The organism is Williamsia sp., from assembly GCF_016462415.1.
Classification (GTDB): domain Bacteria; phylum Actinomycetota; class Actinomycetes; order Mycobacteriales; family Mycobacteriaceae; genus Williamsia_A.
Map to the genome: position 1 here is coordinate 1 of NZ_JAEMTF010000052.1, position 12700 is coordinate 12700.

Consider the following 12700-nt stretch of genomic DNA (forward strand, 5'->3'; position numbering starts at 1 on the left):
GTACGACCGACCGCCCACCCGGATCGCCGTGGCGTTCTATCGCCACGTCGAGGACACCGGCACGCACCGTCATGGTTCCCATGACGTCCATCGTGCCCGTGAACCGCGCTCAGATCGACCCGATGCGAGCTCCGAGCTCGGCACGGGAGTGGATCCCGAACTTGCGATAGATGCGCGCGAGATTGGCTTCCACCGTTTTGGGACTGATGAAGAGCGCGGACGCGATGTCCCGGTTGATCATCCCGGCGGCAGCGAGCTCGGCCACGCGCTGCTCGGACGGGGTGAGCGCATCGGTCGAGCGCGCACCCACACCCACCCGGGCGATGGCCTCATCGGCCCGGGCAGCCCACAGCGCACCACCCAGCGCGCTGAACGTCGTTCGCGCCTCCGCGAGAAGCGACGCCGCCTGCTCCTTGTGTCGGGCGCGACGATGCACCTCCCCCACCACCAGTTGCGTGCGGGCCAGTTCGAACGGCATCGCGAGCCGGGCATGCGCCGTCAGCGCCCCGGTACCGGCCGCGAGTGCCGCGGGCAGATCACCACGCGCCGCCGACACCGCACTGCGGCACCGTGATCCGACGGCGAGCGTCCAGGCGCGGTCGTGGCGGCGCCCGGCACGCTCCAGCATGCCGGTGAGCTCATCGGCCTCGTCGAGCCGCCCGAGGTGGACCAGCGCCTCGATCGCATCGGGCAAGAACGACGCGGTGATGATCTCGATGGTTCCGGGATCGGCCCGGATGTCGGCGATCATCGGTGCGAGGATGTCGAGGGCGTTCTCGTGACGCCCTGTGGACACCTCGAGGAACCCCAGAACCGTTCGCGGCCAATCGGACAACGTCGACGACCCCCACCGGCGCGCGACCTCCAGTGCCGCGAGCGCGTCACGGCGCGCGGGCTCCGCGACACCGGCGTACGCCGACGCCATGGCGCCGATGGTGCGTGCCACGAACTCCGGCATCTCCCCGCCGAGCTGTCGGGCGCGTTCGGCCATCTGGGCGGCCTCGCGCCTCGCCGCGCCGAGGTCCCCGCGCCAGATGTCGATGATCGCCGCGTGGAAGGCGATGAACGCGAGCTCGATCTCCTCTCCGTGCTCCGCGCACTCGCGACGCATCGCCTCGAGTCCACTCCGTCCGATGTCGAGGTCACCCACCCATGCCGAGAGGATGGCGTGCTGCGCCCGAGGCCGGAACGCGATCGGCACGCCCGGCGCCCGACTCTCGGTCTCGATCGCCCGGCGCAGACCGATCGTGTCCAGGCCGTCACCACGCATGAAGCGCAGCGTGGTTCGCATACCCAGCGCGCGGCTCTCGAGGTCGGCACGGGCGATGCGACGCGCGAGTTCGACGGCGTCGTCGGCACTGCGGACCCCGGCGTCGACCCGCTGGGAGTTGGCGAACGCGAATGCCTGGGCGATCAACAGCTCCGCGCGCACCGGGGAGGCACCGTCCTCGAGGGCCAGGGCCTGCCCCAGCAGATCGAGCGCGTCGTCGAGGCTGTCGTCGAACATCCGGACCACCGCGAGCAACCCCAGTGCTGCGACGCGGTGGACCCCGGTGTCGGTGCGGGTCACCAGATCGTCGAGCAGCTCGCGGGCCTGCGCGATGTCGCCGGCGTTGAAATGGTCCTGAGCGAGCACGATTCGTCGCCCGGGGGTGTCGCCGCCCAGCCGCAGCGCCAGACCGAGCAGCTCCGCCGCGGTGTCCGGCGCACCGCGGCGGCGGGCGAGGTCGGCGGCGACATCGAGTGCGGTCACGGCCTGTTCGTCACTGCCGGTGGCGGCCAGCGCGAGGTGCCGTGCGCGTAGTTCGGGCTGTTCGACGACATCGGCGAGCCGTCGGTGCATCGCCCGCCGACGGCCGGGGTCGGCACCGGCGTACACCCCGCGCGCGAACAACGGGTGGTCGAACCGCAATCGCGAGCCGTCAACGGCCAGTATCCCGTCGGACTCGAGGTCGTCGACGCGACGATCGACCTCGGTGGTCGTCAGATCGAGCACTCGCGCCACGAGCCCCACGGTGGGTTCGGCAACGCACGCCGCCACGAACAACACCTCGCGTCCCTCCTGCGCGATGGCGTCGATCCGATCGGCGACCAGTTCGACGAGTGTCCCGGGGAAAGAAGCGTCGTTCACCCACGATCCTGACGAGAGGGCCAATTCGATTGCGTAAAAGGGGTTCCCACCCGATATCCAATGGATCCGGGCGACGGTCGACAGCGTGAAGGTGCGCCCGAACCGGGCGGCCAGGACACGATGCAGCGCCGTCCGATCGAGCGGACCGAGCTCGACCCGGACGAGGGCGCCGGGCCGACTCGTCTCCAGCCATCCCGCACCGACGGCGAAATCGTCACTGCGCACGGCGCAGACGAGTCGGACCCGATCGGAGAAGCGACGTGCGGCGAAGCCTATGACGCTGCGGGTGGGGGCGTCGAGCCATTGCAGATCGTCGATCGCGACCAGTACCGGCGAGGTGGCCGCCAGACGCTCGACGATCGCGAGGAAGCCGGCGCTGACCGCTCGCCGATCAGTCACGCCGGCGGTGGTGTCGATCCGTAACAGCGCGCGATCGATCGCAATCCGTTGCGGATCGGGCAGTTCCGATGACATGTCGTGCGCGATGTCGCCGAGGAGGTCCGCCAGCGAGGCGAACGGGAGCACCGACTCGGTCGGCACAGGGCGCGCCGCCAGAACCCGAAACCCCTGTGCGCGTGCGGTGTCGACCACATCGAACCACGCGGTCGTCTTGCCGATACCCGGGTCGCCGGTGATCACCACGGCCGCCGTCGCGCCGTCGTCGGCCAACACCGATCGCGCTGTCAGCCTCGTCTGCTGATCGCCGACGTCCACGCTCGATCGTCGTGAATGTTCCACCGCAGCGCCCCCGGCCCGGTCGCGGCTTCGATGGCCGCGTATGTGGCGCGAGTGTATCGCCCGAAACCGACGAAACCAACGGGGGAGAGTCGGGCGTCTCAGCTCATCCGGTCCGGGGGAAGAAGCCGTTCGACCGACCGTATTCGAGCGCGCCGAGGAACATCGTCACGAAATCTGGGAACAGCGGGCCGCTGCGGCGAGGTGTCGTGTCGGAGCTGACGCGTTGGCCCCACCGACCGCGGTAACCCGACTCGCCATCGGTGCCCGGCCACCAGATCTGGCTGGTTCGGTCGACCTTCATGTCGTACCGGCGGCCGTCGACGACGAGATTCTGCCGCGTGGTCCACGCCTGCGTCGTCACAGCTCCCGGGACAGTCAATCCGGCCGGTGCCACCGTCGTCCCGCCGGCCGCAGTGCGATCGGGATCGGGGCTGTCCCCGGTCCCGACGATGTCGAGACCCGACGGCGTCGGCAGTCTCCCGGCGACTGCGGCGATCACCACACCGGCGGCGAAACCGAGTGACAACGAGGCGAGCAGGATCCCCAGCCACGCCCCGAGATCCTCGAGGAACGAGTCGTCGTCGCTGTCCTGGCCGAGCCCGGGCGGCGCCACGCTGGAGTTGTCGTATTCACCACACCAGAGCGGCCCGTCGCGATACGGGAAGATCCGATGATCGCCGTCGCTCAGGTACAGCCCGTGGGATCCCTGGGCCACGAACAGCTGTGGGTGACGGTCGATGTCGACCGGCAACCCGGCCGTCTGTCCTGTTGCCGGCTGCCACATCTCTACGCGCATGGCCACCTCGTTGTCCGGGTCGTTCTGGAACGGTCGGAACCCCTCGGCCGGTTCGGCCGACGGCTCCGGCCCGGGCGTGGTCGTGCCGATGAACTTCGGCTCCGAACCCGCGGCGGTCCCGTCGCCGTCGAGCAGGATGGCAACGCAGTGCCAGTCACCGGCGTGACTGCTGACCTCGGTGGCGCTGAGCTTTCCCTGGCAGAAGTCGCCGTCCTGGCTCACCGTCTGGCGGTGGTGTGGGAAGAACAGGTAATAGCAGAGCAACGACGGCGTGCTCAGACCGTATTGCAGTGTTTTGGTGTAGTTCGGTGCGCCGCCGGCCATGCGCATGAGCGTCGCGTTGTCGAAGTATTCGGCGTGATACCAGAACCGGCTGTCGCGCAACGATTGTTCGTCGCGGTAGCGCGTGGCGATCGCCTCCGCTCCGGAATATCTGTTGCTGCTGGTGTCGGTGATGTCGGGCTCGGGCATCTCCGATTCGTCCTTCCAGCCGCCGAGTTCGAGGAACAGTTCGGTGTCCGGCGGGCCCACGAGCAGGTTCTCGTCCCCCAGATACTTCCCCGGTTCCGAGATCGCGGCGGAGAGCTGGTCGCGGTCGACGAGCGCTCTGCCGCCCCAATTGTCGTTGTCGTCGTACGGGAATGATGCCCGCCACAGTGCCGCGTGCTCGACGTAGCGCTTGGCGTCGACCGGCACGAACTGCTCCTCGGGATGCAGGTGCAGGATCGGTTCGAACGCACGGATGAGCTGTTCGACGGGATCAGTGGCGACCGGCGGCACGACGGGTGCGACCACCGCGATCTCGACGCCGATCGCGACGGCATCACCGCTACCGGACCATCGCCAGGTGATCGACCCGACGGGCGGCGTGACGTCCTGCGTCTGCAGGGTGGCACCGCGGCCCACGGGTTGGTTGGGGCGTTGCTCGGCGATCTCGGTGAACCCGGTCGTCGTGTCCACCTCGCGGGGTGGGGCGTTGAAGCCCGCGACCATGACCGCGCCGACGGTGACATTCCGGGGACCGGCGGCGGGATCGAGCTGCAGCACAACCGTTTCACCACCGGCGCTTCCGGTGCGGCTACCCACCACACCCGACCGGTCGGGCGTGGACGCGAAGTCCACACCGGTGTATCCGATCACCGACCAGGCGCAATAGTCCTGCTGTTGGGTGCCGAAGTCGATGGTGACGGCACTGTCCACAGGCGCGGTCGCCACGGCGCGGAAGCACGTGAGTCGGCGTTCGCCGAGTACGCCGGTGGTCAGGGTGGTCACCTGCTCCCAGGTCATGCCGGTCCCGGTCAGTGTCGGTTCGGCGGCGGTGGCGACCCCGGCGTTGCGTGCGCTGGCCACGAAGGCCAGCACCGCCATGTTCGCGGTGGGTCGCACCGTGCCGGTGTCGAACGCCCTGGCGTTGGTCGTCGAGTTCCCCTGTGCGAGCGAGATTCCCACCATGATCAGGCCACCACCGGCGGGGTATCGGCGATCGCGGCGTTCAGGTCACCGATGAGACCGGTGAAGTCGGGGTCGCAGTCGAGTGATGGCAGTTGTCCTGCAATCGACTTGAGGCACGGGTCGCCGGCCAAGCGACGTACCGCGGGGTTGTCGGCGGGGTCGATCTGCGCGACGCGCAGCGTGTTCACGAGGTCGGTAAGAGCAGGCACCAGGCTTCCGGGATCTCCCTGCGTCCACGAACTCCGGTAGGACTCGGCCGCGGAGTCCCATGCCCGGCGAACATCGCCACCTGCGAGATTGCCTGCGAGATGGAGGCTTCGAACGGCGTCGCGGATCTCGGTGATGATCCGATTCATGCAGTCCGGATCGTTCTTCGTCGCCGCGGCGAGGGCGTCGCTCCATCGCCGCCAACACTCGCGGACAGCCGGATCCGCGGGACGTCCGACGAACTCGTCGTCGACGCGATGGGGGTTGACGCGCCATACCTTGACGTCGTCGATGAGGCCGGCGAACGACCGCGGGGTGGCACCGCCGTTGGAGCCGATGGTCACGGTCCGGGTACGCCCCATGAGGATGTTGGCCGAGGCCAGGGAGAAGATGGGGTTGCCGTCCTGGGTCATGACCAGACGAGAGAACCCGTCGTGAACGAAGCCGAGAGTGGTCCAGGTGTCGAACGACAGGGAGATCGGTGCTGTGCGGACGACATCGCTCGGGATCCCGGTGTCGCCCGTCAGATACAGGTTGAGGTACCCGTGCGCGACGCTCAGCGAGAACTTGTCACCGGCGATGAGGGTGCCGCCGCGGTCCGGATCACCGAGACACGCCACCTCGACGCGCATGCCGTCGACGCGGCGCCAGCCCCCGCCCACCGAGGCCCGCACCAGTCCCCCGTTGCGGAAATCGATGACACCGGAGCCGGATTCGACCCCGTCCGGCAGGAAGTCGTTGTCGTCTATGTCGATGGCACGGCCGTGGGCGGCCCGACCGGGAGAGGAATCGAAGACGACCCCCGGCGTGCCCGCATAGGAGTGGTGCAGGATCAGTTCCCAGGGCTCCGCCATGGTCGAAGACGGTAGGGGCCCGTCGGTCCGCGATGTATCGGGTGTTTCCCTATCTCGACCGGGCGACGACAATGCCCGAGGTGAGGACCATGAAGGCCGCGGTGTGCAGGACCGCGCGCACGATGTTCCACCGCACCCATGCCGTCTCGAAGGCGGCGCGGGCCGCGTCCGGGTCGGTGGCCGACGCCAGTCGGTCGTTCAGCGGGATGTTGCACGCGATGGTCACGATCAGCCCGAGCAGATAGAGCACGACCGCAGCGATCGCCCAGGGCGCCACCGCGTCGTGTCGGTACACCCACGCGGCGAGCGCGGTGACGACGAGACCGCCGAAGAACAGCACCAGGAACAGCGGGTTCACGATGGCGACGTTGATCTTCTGCATCGCGGTCACGAGCGTGCGCGCGTCAGCCCGGTGCAGTCCCGGCATCACCGAATAGGCGAAGGCACAGAACAGTCCGGCGATGAGCCCGGTGGTGGTCACCCCCAGCACGAGCACCGCCTGCCGCAGGACGGTCATGACCGGACCTCGATCCGACCGGCCTCGCCGATGACGTCGGCAAGGTCGCGGGGCGGACGCCCGAGGACGGTCTGCACACCGTCACCGAGGGATGCGTTGCGACCGTCGAACAACGTCGCGAACAGGGCTGACACCAGGTCGACGATCGGTTGGGGCAGCCCGGCGTCGAGCAATCCCGCTCGATACTCCTGCGCGCTTAACCGCACGAAGTCGACGTCGCGGCCGGTGGTGGCGGAGATGACGGCGGCGACGTCGGCAAAGGTGAGCAGACGCGGCCCGGTCAGTTCGTAGGTCTTGCCCGCGTGCGCGGGATCGGTCAACGCCGCGACGGCGACATCGGCGATGTCCTCGACGTCGACGAACGGTTCTCCCACCGGCCCGACGGGCAGGGCCAGCACCCCCTCGGCCACGGCCGCCGCGAGGTAGTCCTCCGTGAAGTTCTGGGCGAACCAACTGCATTCGATGATCGTGGCGTCGATACCGCTGTCGAGGACGATCTGCGCGCACGCCTGCGCCTCCGGTTCGCCCCGGCCGGAGAGCAACACGAGCCTGCGCACCCCGGCCTCGCCCGCGAGCCGGACCAGTTCGGCGATGTCGTCCGCCGACCCGGCGACCATGAGGTCGGGTTGGTAGGTGATGTACACCGATCCGGCACCACGCAGGGCCGGCGCCCAGGTGCCGCGGTCGGTCCAGTCGAAGGTGATCTCGGACGACCGGGATGCGCCCCGTGCGACGTGGCCGGAGGCGAGGAGGCGGGCGAGCACCCGGCTGCCGGTCTTGCCGGTGGCGCCCAGGATCAGGATCGGTTCGGTGGATGTGGTGGTGATGTGAGTTGTCATGAACTGAGTCAAGCCGCTGACAGATGGACAAAACATGGCGTATCGACTCATATTCATGTTCAATCGTCCAGATGGACGCCCTCTCCGGCCTGCTCGACGGGCCCCGCGCACACACCCCGTTCCTGCTGCGGGTGGTGATGGAGTCGCCGTGGGCGATCGAGGTCCGCGACGAGGCGCCGCTGACGGTGGTCGTCATGGTCGCCGGTGACACCCACATCACCTATGACGACGGCGCGCGCTTCCACGCCGACGCGGGCGACGTCGTCATCCTGCGCGGACCCGATCCCTACGTCTTCGCCGACGCCGAGGGCACCGACCTGACCGCGGTCATCCACCCCGATGGGGTCTGTCGCAGCGAGTTCGGTACGACCCTGCCCGATCACATGTCGCTCGGGGTACGCACGTGGGGTAACGCGTCGCCGGGTACCGACGGGTCCGCGGTGATGCTCATCGGCACGTATGTGGCTGCAGGCGAGGTCAGTTCGCGACTGTTGTCCGCCCTGGACCGCACGATCGTCGTGCCCGGCGTACACAGCCCGCTCGCCGACGTCCTGGACGCGGAGATGCTCCGGGATGCGCCCGGTCACGAGACCGTGGTGAACCGACTGCTGGACCTGATCCTGATCACCAGTCTGCGCGAATGGTTCGACCGGCCCGATGCCGCGGCACCCCGGTGGTACACCGCGCAGTCCGATCCGGTTGTGGGTCACGCGCTTCGGTTGATCCACAACAACATCGCGCTCCCGTGGTCGGTGGCCGGCCTGGCGTCGGCGGTCGGTGTCTCACGAGCCGGACTGTCGCGTCGGTTCACCGATCTCGTCGGCGATCCGCCGATGACCTACGTGACCGACTGGCGCCTGTCGATGGCAGCCGACCTACTCGCCGATCCGGCCCGCACCCTCGACTCGGTGGCGCGAGAAGTCGGCTACAGCGGTGCGTTCGCCCTCAGTGCAGCGTTCAAACGCAGCCGCGGAGTCAGCCCCCGCGAGTTCCGCCGGTCGCTGTCGGCGTGAGGAACTCCGCCCGCGCTCACATGTCGAGGTGCGGGTCGTCGGCCACCGACGGTCGGGCCTCGCGCTGCACACCGGCCCCCTGGACGTAGGACAGATGACCGCCGAGCGCACCGGAGACACCCGTCACCGACAGGCCGGCCAGCGTGAGGCCCATCGCTGCGAGGCGTCGCCCCTTGCGACGCACCAGCATCGAACCGACGAGCAGGGTCATCGCCACCGAGTTCGATGACGCGTGCACGACGGCCACCCGACGTTGCGGGGTGTCGAGAGTGGTGAACTCCGCGAGGCCGGTGACGGCCGCGGGCATCGCGGCGCCCAGCCCGATCAGGACCAGGCGTTGCGCGGCAAGCGGCTGCCGGAGCAGGTCGAACACCGGCGCCGCGGTCCAGACCCCGATGGGCACGGTGACGGCCACCGGGTGCAGCGGGTGGCCGAGCCAGGATCCACGCAGCACGTCACCGATGCCGTTGTCGAGCAGTGCGCGCAAAGGTCCGGCGACCGCCTCGGCGGGAGCGTCGAGCGCAGACACCCCCTCGACGGCGGCCAGTGCGCGGGAGATGGGGGACGAATGGGATGCAGTCATGGGGGGACCTCGCCGTGTCGTGTGGGCTGATAGACGCGTCCACCCGGTGACTGCAGGTGCGGAACTCAGTGTTCTGAGGGTACCGAGACAACGGCGTCGAACAAGGGGAATCGCTCAGTCGATCGAGGCCGACAGGACCGCGATGGTCGCCTCGGTCGCGGCGTCGACGATGTCCTCGATGTCGGAGACGTCACCGCTGTCCTCGACGTGGATCGCCAGCAGTTCACGGAGCCCGCCGACCAGGATGATCGACACGTACCGGGACACCGGCTGGGGATGCTCGCTGGTGTAGGTGGGAGAGTCCAGCAGATCGGCGATCAGGGAGTAGAACTCGGCCATCGACTCGCGCTGCTGGGCCCGGGCGGCCGTCCCGAGACCGGGGGTGTCGAGGATCCACGCCAGGGTGATCGCGGGTCGCGACAGGGACCCGCCGATCCAGGCCTCGATGGCCTGGCGTACCTGCGCACGCCACGGCAGACTGCGGTCGACCGCGGCCGTGATGTGTGCGATGAGTTCACCGTTGACCCGCGCGAGCAGCGCGAGGAAGCAGTCGTCTCGGCCGGAGAAGTGTTCGTAGAACGTGCGCCGCGATGTCCGCGCGATCCGGACCACGTCGGCGACGGTCGTCGCCTTGAAGCCGCGTTCGTCCACCGACATCGCCATGGCCTCGAGCAACCGGACGACCGTGTCGTCACCCGGCGCGATGTCGGTGTCGGTCGGGGGCGCCATGGTGGTCAAGCCTATCGGTCAGTGCATCACCGAGATCACGTTGCCGGACGGGTCGGTGAACCAGGCGATGTCCGGACCCATCTGCGCGCTGCGGCCGCGCAGCACGCCGCGGTCGTCGCACGGCAGACCGTCGTAGCGCAGGAGTCGCACCCCCTTGGCCTCGAGGTCGTCGATCGCGGCGTCGATGTCGGCGACCGGGATGTTCAGAACCGTGAACGACGCCGGTACGTGGTCGTCCTTCGGGTACATGACCACCCGGGTGCGGCGGTCGAGGTGCAGGGCCAGCAGACCCATCGGGTTGCGGTCCACCCGCAGACCGAGGACATCGGAGTAGAACGCCGCGGCGGCATCCACATCGCGCACCGCGAAACCGCTGAACGGGGTCATCGACGCCTCGGACGCCTCGCGCTGCATCTCTTCGTCGAAACCGATGAGCTGCACGTAGTTTCCGTCGGGGTCGAGCGCGGTGCCGAACCACCCCGCGTCCCGACGCTCGAGCGCGCTCAACCACCCGTAGCCGAGTTCGTCCACCCGCGCGGCGGTGGTCTGTGCGCAGTCGACCTCGGCGTTGACGATGAGACGTGCCGCCTCGGCCGCCGGTCCGCGGACGTCCGGGCGCGAATCGATCATCAGGTAGAAGCCGTCGAGATCGACCGTGAAATACACCGGTTCACCGGGGTCATGGCCGGGCTCACCCGGCGTTCGTTCGATCGACGCGTCGAACACACGCGCATACCAGTCGCGCAGGCGTTCGGGGTTGTCGCTGGAGAGCAGTGCACTGGAGATCGTCGCGGTGGCCATGCAGATACCGACTCGTCATCCGACGAGAACTCATCGGAGCTCAGCCCGGGATACCCGGCGCAACCGGAACGCACGGGACCCGAACCGGATGCGCGGGGTCGAGGGCGGTGCGGACAAATGCTGCCGTGCGCGGTGACGACACCAGCGACAGGTGGTCCGAACGGTCGGCCGCGCACGTGTCCTGGACGACGATGTTCGTCGTCCGCGGGCCGGGCACGAAGCCGTCGGTCCACGGTTCCACGACGCCGTCGTTGCGGGTCATGATGTTGGTGTAGGTGACCGCGGGGTCGTACGGGCTGCCGCCGGCATTGATCGCGCGCATGAACGGACTGCCGTACTGCTCCTCGGCGCACTCCGGGCAGGGCAGCACACGCTTCGGATCGAGTCCGATCGCGCGCGTTGCCCTCTCGAGTGCGAGATAGCCCGAGCTGTCCTGCCCCTTCCAGTACGGGGCCAGCGAGACGTACCGCGCCACGACACGCGAGCCCCCGAGGTAGCGCACGTAGTACTCCGGCATCAGCGTGCCCTCGGAGTGCCCGACGATGTCGATCTTCGCCGCGCCGGTCGCGGTACGAACCCAGTCGACGAACGCGCCCAACTGCTTGGCGCTGGGGATCATGCTGGTCAGGCCGCCGAGCGCGTTGATCGGATAGGGCGTGCCGGGCAGCGTGCCGTAGGTCAGCGCGAACACGCAGTAGCCCGCGTTGTGCAGCACCGGCCCCAGCGTCGCCCAGTTCGTCTGACGGTTGCCGCCGGTGCCGTGCACCAGCACCACCGGGTTGGGGTGGGCCGCGGTGGGGCGGCAGGAGAAGTCGTTGGTCCCCGGCGCCGACGCACCCGGTCGTGCGAGCGCGTCGCGCGCACCGGCGAAGAAGTCGTAGGTCACCGGGAGAACCGGACGGCCGGGGGCACCCGAGGCCGGAGCGGCGAGCACGAGGCAGGCCGACGCGGCCGCGACGACGACGATCAGCCGAAGAACGGCGGGACGAACTGACATGGCACCTTCTCACTGCTGGACGGGTCGAGCGCGTTGAGCACGTGTCGCGCCGCGCGCGGGGACCCGCAGATACCCAGATGATCGCAGAAGTCCTGCGAACAATCATGCTGCACAACGATGTTCGTGACCTTCTGGTCGCTGCTGACCGCGGGGAGCTGACCGCTGGTGTACGGCCGGACGAACTCGTCGAAGCGGGTGGAGATGTTGACGTAGTCGATGCCCGGCACGTACGGCCCACCGTCGGCGTTCATCGCGGCGATGAAGTCCGAACCCCGCGCCATCTGCGCCACCGCGCGACACGGCAGCACCTTGAGCGGGTCGATCCCCAGCCGCAGGTCGACGGTGCGCAACAGACCGGCGCCGAACGCGGTGGTGCCCTCCCACAGCGGGGCCAGCGAGACGTAGCGTCCGATCTTGTCGCCGCCGCCGAGGAACTTCGCGTAGTGATTGGGCACCAAGGTGCCCTGCGAATGGCCCACGATGTCGACCTTCTCGGCGCCGGTCGAGGCAAGTACCTTCTCGATGAAGTCGCCGAGCTCGGCGGCGCTGTCCTCCATGAGCGTCATCCCGCCCATGGCCTTGAGCGGCCACGGCACGTGCGCGAGCGCGCCGTAGGTGAGCGTGAAGACCGAGTAGCCCTCCAGCGCGAGCAGCGGGACGTAGGTGCCCCAGTTGGTCTGACCCCCGCCGCCGGTGCCGTGCACCAGGATCACCGGGTTGGGGTGCGCCGGATCGACCGGGGTGTCCCACTCGTTCGCCCCCGGCAGGGCTCCACCGGGGTTGGCGATCTCGGGTCCGATGCCGGAGAAGAAGTTGTAGGCGACCTTCTGGCGGTCGTGCGCGGCGCCCCGCGGGGCGGGGTTGTCGACCTCCTGGTCGGGCGCGAGTTCACCGACATCGTCGGTCGAGTGCGTCAGCAATCCGCCCACGCGCAGCGGGATGGTCATCGCGTCGCCGAGCATGCGGATCATCGAACCCTTGGCCACGGTGATCACGATACGGCCGCGCGCCGATTCGGACCGGTTGCGGTCGTCGAACGCTCA

At 68.8% G+C, this 12700-nt stretch carries 11 protein-coding genes; 1 reads left to right on the forward strand and 10 read right to left on the reverse strand.

Annotation, left to right across the window (positions count from 1 at the left end; translation table 11 throughout):
• Positions 1 to 109: 109 nt before the first annotated feature.
• The 5 genes from JHC79_RS13815 to JHC79_RS13835 all read right to left on the reverse strand — a co-directional run bounded on the left by JHC79_RS13815 (position 110) and on the right by JHC79_RS13835 (position 7534).
• The gene (locus JHC79_RS13815; protein WP_296391714.1) at positions 110 to 2845 is read right to left on the reverse strand and encodes a helix-turn-helix transcriptional regulator; all 2736 of its coding nucleotides are present in this window, start codon (positions 2843 to 2845) and stop codon (positions 110 to 112) included.
• A 127-nt stretch (positions 2846 to 2972) separates the two neighbouring features.
• A complete protein-coding gene (locus JHC79_RS13820; RefSeq protein ID WP_296391715.1) occupies positions 2973 to 5117 on the reverse strand; it encodes a hypothetical protein in 2145 nt (714 codons plus the stop codon).
• Between the two features lie 2 nt (positions 5118 to 5119).
• Positions 5120 to 6178 (reverse strand): LamG-like jellyroll fold domain-containing protein, encoded by a 1059-nt coding sequence (locus JHC79_RS13825; protein WP_296391717.1) that lies wholly within the window; start codon positions 6176 to 6178, stop codon positions 5120 to 5122.
• Positions 6179 to 6227: 49 nt separating this feature from the next.
• Positions 6228 to 6695 carry an anthrone oxygenase family protein gene (locus JHC79_RS13830; RefSeq protein ID WP_296391719.1) on the reverse strand — a complete coding sequence of 156 codons (468 nt, stop codon included), beginning with the start codon at positions 6693 to 6695 and terminating at the stop codon, positions 6228 to 6230.
• Positions 6692 to 7534: an NmrA family NAD(P)-binding protein gene (locus JHC79_RS13835; protein ID WP_296391721.1), complete on the reverse strand. Its 843-nt coding sequence runs from the start codon at positions 7532 to 7534 to the stop codon at positions 6692 to 6694. Before JHC79_RS13835 ends, JHC79_RS13830 begins: the two co-directional genes overlap by 4 nt.
• A 71-nt stretch (positions 7535 to 7605) precedes the next feature.
• Between JHC79_RS13835 and JHC79_RS13840 the strand changes: the two genes are divergently transcribed.
• A complete protein-coding gene (locus JHC79_RS13840; RefSeq protein WP_296391723.1) occupies positions 7606 to 8547 on the forward strand; it encodes an AraC family transcriptional regulator in 942 nt (313 codons plus the stop codon).
• Between the two features lie 16 nt (positions 8548 to 8563).
• Here JHC79_RS13840 and JHC79_RS13845 read toward each other — a convergent pair whose 3' ends face one another.
• The 5 genes from JHC79_RS13845 to JHC79_RS13865 all read right to left on the reverse strand — a co-directional run bounded on the left by JHC79_RS13845 (position 8564) and on the right by JHC79_RS13865 (position 12643).
• A complete protein-coding gene (locus tag JHC79_RS13845; protein ID WP_296391725.1) occupies positions 8564 to 9130 on the reverse strand; it encodes a DUF2231 domain-containing protein in 567 nt (188 codons plus the stop codon).
• Between the two features lie 114 nt (positions 9131 to 9244).
• On the reverse strand, positions 9245 to 9859 hold the full coding sequence (locus tag JHC79_RS13850) for a TetR/AcrR family transcriptional regulator (RefSeq protein WP_296391727.1): 615 nt from the start codon (positions 9857 to 9859) through the stop codon (positions 9245 to 9247).
• An 18-nt stretch (positions 9860 to 9877) separates the two neighbouring features.
• Positions 9878 to 10660: a VOC family protein gene (locus tag JHC79_RS13855; protein WP_296391730.1), complete on the reverse strand. Its 783-nt coding sequence runs from the start codon at positions 10658 to 10660 to the stop codon at positions 9878 to 9880.
• A 40-nt stretch (positions 10661 to 10700) separates the two neighbouring features.
• The gene (locus tag JHC79_RS13860; RefSeq protein WP_296391732.1) at positions 10701 to 11657 is read right to left on the reverse strand and encodes a lipase; all 957 of its coding nucleotides are present in this window, start codon (positions 11655 to 11657) and stop codon (positions 10701 to 10703) included.
• Entirely contained in the window at positions 11627 to 12643 is a 1017-nt protein-coding gene (locus JHC79_RS13865; RefSeq protein WP_296391733.1) for an alpha/beta fold hydrolase, read from the reverse strand. The genes JHC79_RS13860 and JHC79_RS13865 overlap by 31 nt, the downstream gene beginning before the upstream one ends.
• Positions 12644 to 12700 lie beyond the last annotated feature (57 nt).

Bases quoted from the DNA above. Each gene is read 5' to 3' on its own strand.
- JHC79_RS13820 (WP_296391715.1), bottom strand. From the start codon at position 5,117: ATGGTGGGAATCTCGCTCGCACAGGGGAACTCGACGACCAACGCCAGG.
- JHC79_RS13825 (WP_296391717.1), bottom strand. From the start codon at position 6,178: ATGGCGGAGCCCTGGGAACTGATCCTGCACCACTCCTATGCGGGCACG.
- JHC79_RS13830 (WP_296391719.1), bottom strand. From the start codon at position 6,695: ATGACCGTCCTGCGGCAGGCGGTGCTCGTGCTGGGGGTGACCACCACC.
- JHC79_RS13835 (WP_296391721.1), bottom strand. From the start codon at position 7,534: ATGACAACTCACATCACCACCACATCCACCGAACCGATCCTGATCCTG.
- JHC79_RS13840 (WP_296391723.1), top strand. From the start codon at position 7,606: ATGGACGCCCTCTCCGGCCTGCTCGACGGGCCCCGCGCACACACCCCG.
- JHC79_RS13845 (WP_296391725.1), bottom strand. From the start codon at position 9,130: ATGACTGCATCCCATTCGTCCCCCATCTCCCGCGCACTGGCCGCCGTC.
- JHC79_RS13850 (WP_296391727.1), bottom strand. From the start codon at position 9,859: ATGGCGCCCCCGACCGACACCGACATCGCGCCGGGTGACGACACGGTC.
- JHC79_RS13855 (WP_296391730.1), bottom strand. From the start codon at position 10,660: ATGGCCACCGCGACGATCTCCAGTGCACTGCTCTCCAGCGACAACCCC.
- JHC79_RS13860 (WP_296391732.1), bottom strand. From the start codon at position 11,657: ATGTCAGTTCGTCCCGCCGTTCTTCGGCTGATCGTCGTCGTCGCGGCC.